Annotated in this window: 6 protein-coding genes; 5 read left to right on the forward strand and 1 reads right to left on the reverse strand. The window is 58.2% G+C overall.

Annotated features, from left to right (window positions below; genetic code table 11):
- The 4 genes from HKN37_15870 to HKN37_15885 all read left to right on the forward strand — a co-directional run.
- Window positions 1-315 (forward strand): CrcB family protein (locus HKN37_15870; GenBank protein NNE48129.1); only part of this gene is annotated, 315 nt, incomplete at its 5' end.
- 16 nt (window positions 316-331) lie between these two features.
- On the forward strand, window positions 332-679 hold the full coding sequence (locus tag HKN37_15875; GenBank protein NNE48130.1) for a DUF190 domain-containing protein: 348 nt from the start codon (window positions 332-334) through the stop codon (window positions 677-679).
- On the forward strand, window positions 676-1,212 hold the full coding sequence (locus tag HKN37_15880; protein NNE48131.1) for a YcxB family protein: 537 nt from the start codon (window positions 676-678) through the stop codon (window positions 1,210-1,212). The genes HKN37_15875 and HKN37_15880 overlap by 4 nt, the downstream gene beginning before the upstream one ends.
- Before the next feature lie 256 nt (window positions 1,213-1,468).
- Complete coding sequence (locus HKN37_15885) at window positions 1,469-3,289, forward strand: PQQ-binding-like beta-propeller repeat protein (GenBank protein ID NNE48132.1); 1,821 nt, start codon at window positions 1,469-1,471, stop codon at window positions 3,287-3,289.
- 67 nt (window positions 3,290-3,356) lie between these two features.
- Here HKN37_15885 and HKN37_15890 read toward each other — a convergent pair whose 3' ends face one another.
- Window positions 3,357-3,881 (reverse strand): hypothetical protein, encoded by a 525-nt coding sequence (locus HKN37_15890; protein ID NNE48133.1) that lies wholly within the window; start codon window positions 3,879-3,881, stop codon window positions 3,357-3,359.
- 146 nt (window positions 3,882-4,027) lie between these two features.
- On the opposite strand from HKN37_15890, the gene HKN37_15895 reads away from it, so the two are divergent.
- The gene (locus HKN37_15895; protein ID NNE48134.1) at window positions 4,028-6,271 is read left to right on the forward strand and encodes an amino acid permease; all 2,244 of its coding nucleotides are present in this window, start codon (window positions 4,028-4,030) and stop codon (window positions 6,269-6,271) included.
- Window positions 6,272-6,294 lie beyond the last annotated feature (23 nt).

The raw sequence follows: 6,294 nt of genomic DNA on the forward strand, positions 1-6,294 counted from the left end.
CTGGCCGGACTGGTCCAGAATCTCACCGGCGCTGCCTTTCCCTGGGGGACGGCGGCCGTCAACATCATCGGCTGCTTCTGGGCGGGACTCCTGTGGGCGCTGTTCGAGAATCGATGGACTGTATCCGGTGACACCAGAGTGCTCGTGTTAATCGGCTTCATAGGTGCTTTCACGACCTTTTCTGCGTTTATGCTTGAGACGGGCGAACTGGTCCGCGCGTCCGAATGGATGCACGCTGCCGGCAATATCTTGCTGCAGAACGGACTAGGGTTCATTGCACTCTTCGCCGGCGTCACCGTCGGCCGCATGGTATAGATTGGAAGGTATCGAGATGAAGCTACCATCTGAAGCATATCTGTTGCGCATCTTCGTCGGCGAGAGCGACCGTTCAGACGGCAAGCCACTGCACGAAGTGATCGTCAACGAGGCACGCGCTCGGGGCCTGGCCGGCGCAACGGTCATTCGCGGATTCATGGGCTTCGGGGCGAGCTCTCGCATTCATACGTCCAAGGTTCTGCGGCTCTCGGACGATCTGCCTATCGTCATCGAGATCGTAGATGCCGAGGATCGAATCGAGGCCTTCCTTCCCGCTCTGGACGACCTGATCGACGAGGGACTTGTGACCCTGGAACGGGTCCGCGTCATTGCATATCGGCACAGCGAAGGAAGCGGACGATGAATAAATTTATCTTCGATTGGCAGAGGTCCGAGCACGCCCGGGTTACGAGCCTGCTGGTACGCGAACTGTTTTCGTCCGGATTTCGACGCGTGATCAAATGGGCCGTGATTGCGATACTCGTGATCGAGTTCCTGTTCATTGTCGTCATGACGTTGATGGGAGAACATGATTCGGTGCTCAGATTGGGCCCGCTGGTTCTCGTCGTTGGTACACTGGCATGGTTGTTCTACCCGATCACGGGGCGGATTCGGGCGTGGCAGATGCAGCATAGCGACCCCAACGTGAAACATCCGATCACGCATACGCTCGATGAGAACGGTTACCACATTTCGACCCACACCGCTGATATCGATCTGAAGTGGCCGGGTATCTACAAGGTCCGGGAGACGCCGGAGTTCTTTCTTGTCTACTACAGCCGCAGGTACGCATACTATCTGCCGAAGCGAGTCATCGATGGGCCGGAGCAAGTGTCCAAGCTTGCGGAATGGATACGAGGCAGGCTGCCGGACGGTATTGTGTACGAAGACGGGTGACGAAGTCCAGAGGCTCGCTGAAAGCGTAGAGGGTCAATGTCATGGCGGTCCGGAAGTGAGTCTCTCGGCTTCCGCTACAGGCACTACAGCCTGGACGCGGAAGCTCGTTGTGCCTTGTGGCCCGGCGTTGGCGACCTTAATCTCATGTGTGATTGAGGTGCGTCAGAATCGAGGATGACACGTGTTAACATATCGGATTTTTCGCCCGCTAGCGGTGTTGTTACTGCCCATCTCGACTCTATCTCTTTCGACAACAATGAGTGCCCAGCCGACACCGGCCATGTTTCGCGGAGGGCCGGCAGCATCGGAGGCCGTAGAGACGCACGGGGTAGATCGGCTCGGTGGAATTGCCTGGACATTTCAGTCAAGCGGTACCATTCGGTCTTCACCCGTGGTCGCGGAAGGGGTAGTCTATTTCGGAAACTCTGGAGGCCAGTTCTTCGCTCTGCGTGCTGACACGGGCGAGGAAATCTGGAGCCTCGATGTGGACTCTCCGGTGGGCGGCGCCCCATTGATCACAGAGAATCTTGCCATATTTATCGATCGCGATAACAGGATCCATGCTGTCAACAGAGAAGACGGTCAGTCGGTCTGGATCGTCTCCGGGCAGCAGGATATCCCTCTGCCGTGGGGACACGAGGGCTTTGACTACCTTCTCGCGTCACCCATACTTGTCGGCTCTACGATCGTTATTGGGACAGGCGACGGAGTCGTTTACGGAATAGACCTCGACACAGGTGAGGAGAGGTGGAAATTCCAGACGGGCGGTCGCATTCGGTCTTCCGCTTCAGTTCTTGATGACGTCGCATTCATCGGCTCGGGCGACGGGATCGTGTACGGGATTTCGACCGAGACCGGTGCGGAAGTCTGGCGTTTCGAGACGATGGGTTCTAAGCTGAACGCGGCCGACTGGGGGTTCGATCGGACCCAGATCCACTCGTCTCCGACGGTGATCGACACAGTTCTCTACATAGGGTCGCGTGACGCCTCTCTATATGCGGTCGACCTGGAGAGCCGTGATACTCTGTGGACCTTTGTGGATGGAACCGCGTGGGTCATATCGTCCCCGGCCGTTGATGACGGGCGGTTGTTCAGCGCGCGGTCCGGCAGCCAGAAGGTGCGAGCCCTGGATCTACATTCGGGAAAGGAACTGTGGTCGATTGTGACTGGAGGATACGTTTTCTCGTCGCCGCGAGTCGTCGACTCCACGATGTACATCGGGAGCGGAACCGGAAAAGTGCATGCCCTGGACGTGTCGACAGGCGAAGAGCGTTGGTCGTATCAGACCGGCGGCAGTGTGTTCAGTACCCCGGCCGTATGGAACGGTCGCCTGTACGTCGGTAGTGACGACGGATATCTCTACGCGTTTGAGTCGACCGAAGGGCCCCAGCCGCGGCTGGCAGTCTATTGGGACAATGGGCAGATGGGACGATCGGTCTGGGGTGCCGACTCAACGCACCGGGAAGTTGCCACGTTCTTTGCAGATCGCGGCTACGAAACGCTGGATGGCAGTGCGCTCGAATACTTCCTTCGCCAGCGAATCTTGGACAAGTCACCCAGCGCCGTCGTGTTTGCCATGGATGCGATTCCAGAAGCGGTGGCGTCGGCGAGTCAGGACACGTCGTTGTTCCGACGCTACCTGGATCATGGCGGCAAGATTGTCTGGCTCGGGTTGCCCCCGCTACTCGTGGAACGTGATTCGGAAGGGCGAGCGACTGGTGTGAACCGTGACAATCCCTCACGGCTTCTGTCGGTGTCTCACACGGCGTGGGACTCGGACGAATTTGGCGTAACGGTAACAGAGATTGGTCGCGAATGGGGACTGAAATCCTCCTGGGTCGGAATGCCCGGTGTCGCTGCCACGGAGGCTGTCGACGTGCTTGCGGCGGATGAGATTGGCCGGGCAGCGATATGGGTCAAGAACTACGGCGGGCCGCCAGGGACGGGCTTCGTGTTTGCCCGGATGGATACGAAAGAGAGCTATCTGGAAGAACTCCGCCAGGTTGTCGAGTACGGCGTGTTACGTCGCGCCATACTGCGTCACGACGGTTGTCGGCCGAGCGACGGGCGCTGTTAGCGATCCGACATCCGATTCCCGGTAAGCTTTGGGGTCGTGATTCGGATCCACGGATGATGCGGCAGCGCTAGCCGGCGAGGGCGGCCCGAATCTCGGCGACATCATCATCGGTCAGCGTCGGCGCAAAATGCCTGAGTCGGGCAACGATATCCGTCGTGCCGAGGTACTCGTCTGCGCAGCTGAGATGGATGTAGCCGCTCGGGTTCAATCGGCCTTCGTCGAAATACACCAGGCCGATCCGCCACGTATCCTTCTCGATGAACTCGCGGCACTGGCGACAGCGGGCACGGCCGGTCGGGGAACGTCCCGCACCATCAGCGCGAGGAAGTCGGCGATGCTCCAGACCCGATTTCGCAATGTCGCGCAACTGGTCCGCGTGTTCGATTTCGTTGTCGGTGGCTTCTAGCGTTTCAAGAAGCACTTCGGGCCGCTTGTAGGCGCCGCACGAAAGGTGAAACCACAGAGTCATCTCACCTTCGCCGTACGGATTCGGTAGTCGTTCGCCCAGCCGCAGTTCGCCTTTTGCGATTGACTCGCCGCATCCGCGACATCTGGCGCGGCCGCTCGTCGCCGTTTCGATCGAGTGTCCCATCAACCTAATCTATACGACCATGATGCCACTGTCCAGGACAACACGGCCGACCGTCGTGAATGAATTCGTGCTCCCTCGCTTGCTAACGTAGCCAACGGAATTTGTACCTTCGTCCTTCAGTCTCATAACTCGAGAGAAAACCTTTGATGTCGGAAGTCGCAAGCCAGGAAGCCGGACGCCAGCGCGGTCATGGATTTGGAACCCTTCCGGTCTTTCTGACCGGAATTAGCACCATCCTTGGCGCGATCATGTTCCTGCGGTTCGGCTACGCTGTGGGCAATGTCGGATTGATGGGAGCGCTGGGCATCATCTTGCTGGGGCACCTCGTGACGATACCGACGGCACTGGCGCTGGCGGAAATTGCCACCAACAGGAAGGTCGAAGGCGGAGGCGAGTACTTCATCATATCTCGTTCGTTCGGCAAGACCATTGGCGGCGTGATCGGGATGTCGCTGTACATCTCGCAAGCGGTATCCGTCGCGTTCTACCTGATTGCGTTCGCCGAGGCATTCTCGCCACTCGCTGGCCCGTTCGAGGAGATGACGGGTGTATCATTCGACCCGCGAATGATATCTCTTCCGGCGACGATAGGCCTGCTTGTCCTAGTATTTTTCAAGGGTGCGGCGCTGGGCGTGAAGGCGCTGTACGTGGTCGTGGCCACGCTTGCTGCTTCGCTTGTCCTTTTCTTTATGGGCGGGCCAGTAGATGGATTCGAGAGTCAATCCGTTGGTCTCTATTCGACCGTGGCAAGTCCCGATGGCTTCTTCATCGTTTTCGCCATTTGTTTCCCGGCCTTCACGGGAATGACTGCTGGCGTAGGACTGTCGGGGGACCTTGCAAATCCGCGACGCTCGATACCGCGCGGTACTCTTGGGGCGACCTTTGTGGGGATGGTGGTCTATGTATTCATCGTAGCCAAACTCGCGTACTCGGCACCTGCGGAGCTGCTCTCAGGAGATCAGCTCGTCATGTCGCGCATTGCGCTGTGGGGGCCCATCATCCCGATCGGTCTTGCCTGCGCCACGCTCAGCTCTGCCATCGGATCCGTCCTCGTGGCACCGAGGACGCTGCAGGCCCTCGGCGAGGATGGGAGTGTTCGCATTGGTAACGTAAGCCGCTGGCTTGCCGCCGGCGTAGGGGAGGTCAACGAACCCAGGAATACAACGATTGTCACGGGAGTGCTTGCCGTGATCATCGTCGCCCTGGGCAACGTGGATATAGTGGCTCGGCTGATCTCCATGTTCTTCATGGTCACCTACGGGTCTTTGTGCGCGATCAGCTTCCTGGAGCATTTTGCGGCCCGACCGAGCTACCGACCAAGTTTTCGCTCCAGGTGGTACATCAGTCTTTTTGGCGCCGTCATCTGTCTTCTGATGATGTTCCAGATGGACCCGCTCTATGCCGTCTCCGCGCTTGCGCTGATGACAGCCCTGTACTGGTTCTTGTCACGCGGCCAGGCCGAAGGTGATCTCGCATCCATGTTCGAAGGCGTCATGACGCAGGCGACACGATATCTTCAGATTCGTCTTCAAAGGAGAAAACATCACCTCGTTGCTGCAGAGTGGCGGCCGTCCGTGATCATGGTCGACGATCGCACATTCGACCGCCGGTCTCCTCTCATATTCCTGCGGTGGCTGTGTCACCGCTACGGGTTTGGGACCTATCTCCATTACATCAAGGGTCACCTCAACGCCGAGGCGTACGCCGAAAGTCAGCAGATCAAGGGTCGCCTCGCACGACTTGCACGACAGCAACGCAGCAGTGTCTTCATGGACACCATAGTCAGCCCTTCCATGACGTCAGCGCTTGCTCAAAGTCTTCAGGTGCCGGGTGTTTCCGGCCTGAGCAACAACACGATCATGTTCGAGTTTGCTCGGACCGACCCCGAGAGCGTTGTCAAGGAGGTAGCCCAGAACTGCCTGTTTGCTTCGAGTGTACGATCTACACTGCTGGTGCTGCGTCACGGTGATTTGCACTTCGGCGAACGAAAAACGATTCACATCTGGTTGACGTGGAACGACAAGCAGAATGCGAACCTGATGATTCTGCTCTGCTACATCATTCTCGGTCATCCCGACTGGGATGAGGGCGAGGTACGTGTGTTTACTGCCCTGCCGGAGGATCAGCTGGAGGAGCAGCGCGAGTCGTTCCGCAAGCTGATGGCGGAGCGCCGCATCCCGATCTCAGAGAAGAACATCCGGTTTCTCTCGGTGAATAGCGTGGAAGGATACCGGCGACTTGTCGGGCGCCTTTCGGCCGAAGCTGACCTGACGGTAGTCGGCTTCGATCTCGATGGACTCCGAGACCGAAGAGAGGAGGTCTTCCGAAATCATCCGACATTGAACGACGTGCTTTTTGTGTACTCGTCGCAGAAGATCGAGATCGAGTAAGTACGCCATGAACGCGCTGGATC

Source organism: Rhodothermales bacterium (assembly GCA_013002345.1).
In the GTDB taxonomy this organism is placed as follows: domain Bacteria; phylum Bacteroidota; class Rhodothermia; order Rhodothermales; family JABDKH01; genus JABDKH01.

Bases quoted from the DNA above. Each gene is read 5' to 3' on its own strand.
- HKN37_15875 (NNE48130.1), top strand. From the start codon at position 332: ATGAAGCTACCATCTGAAGCATATCTGTTGCGCATCTTCGTCGGCGAG.
- HKN37_15880 (NNE48131.1), top strand. From the start codon at position 676: ATGAATAAATTTATCTTCGATTGGCAGAGGTCCGAGCACGCCCGGGTT.
- HKN37_15885 (NNE48132.1), top strand. From the start codon at position 1,469: ATGAGTGCCCAGCCGACACCGGCCATGTTTCGCGGAGGGCCGGCAGCA.
- HKN37_15890 (NNE48133.1), bottom strand. From the start codon at position 3,881: ATGGGACACTCGATCGAAACGGCGACGAGCGGCCGCGCCAGATGTCGC.
- HKN37_15895 (NNE48134.1), top strand. From the start codon at position 4,028: ATGTCGGAAGTCGCAAGCCAGGAAGCCGGACGCCAGCGCGGTCATGGA.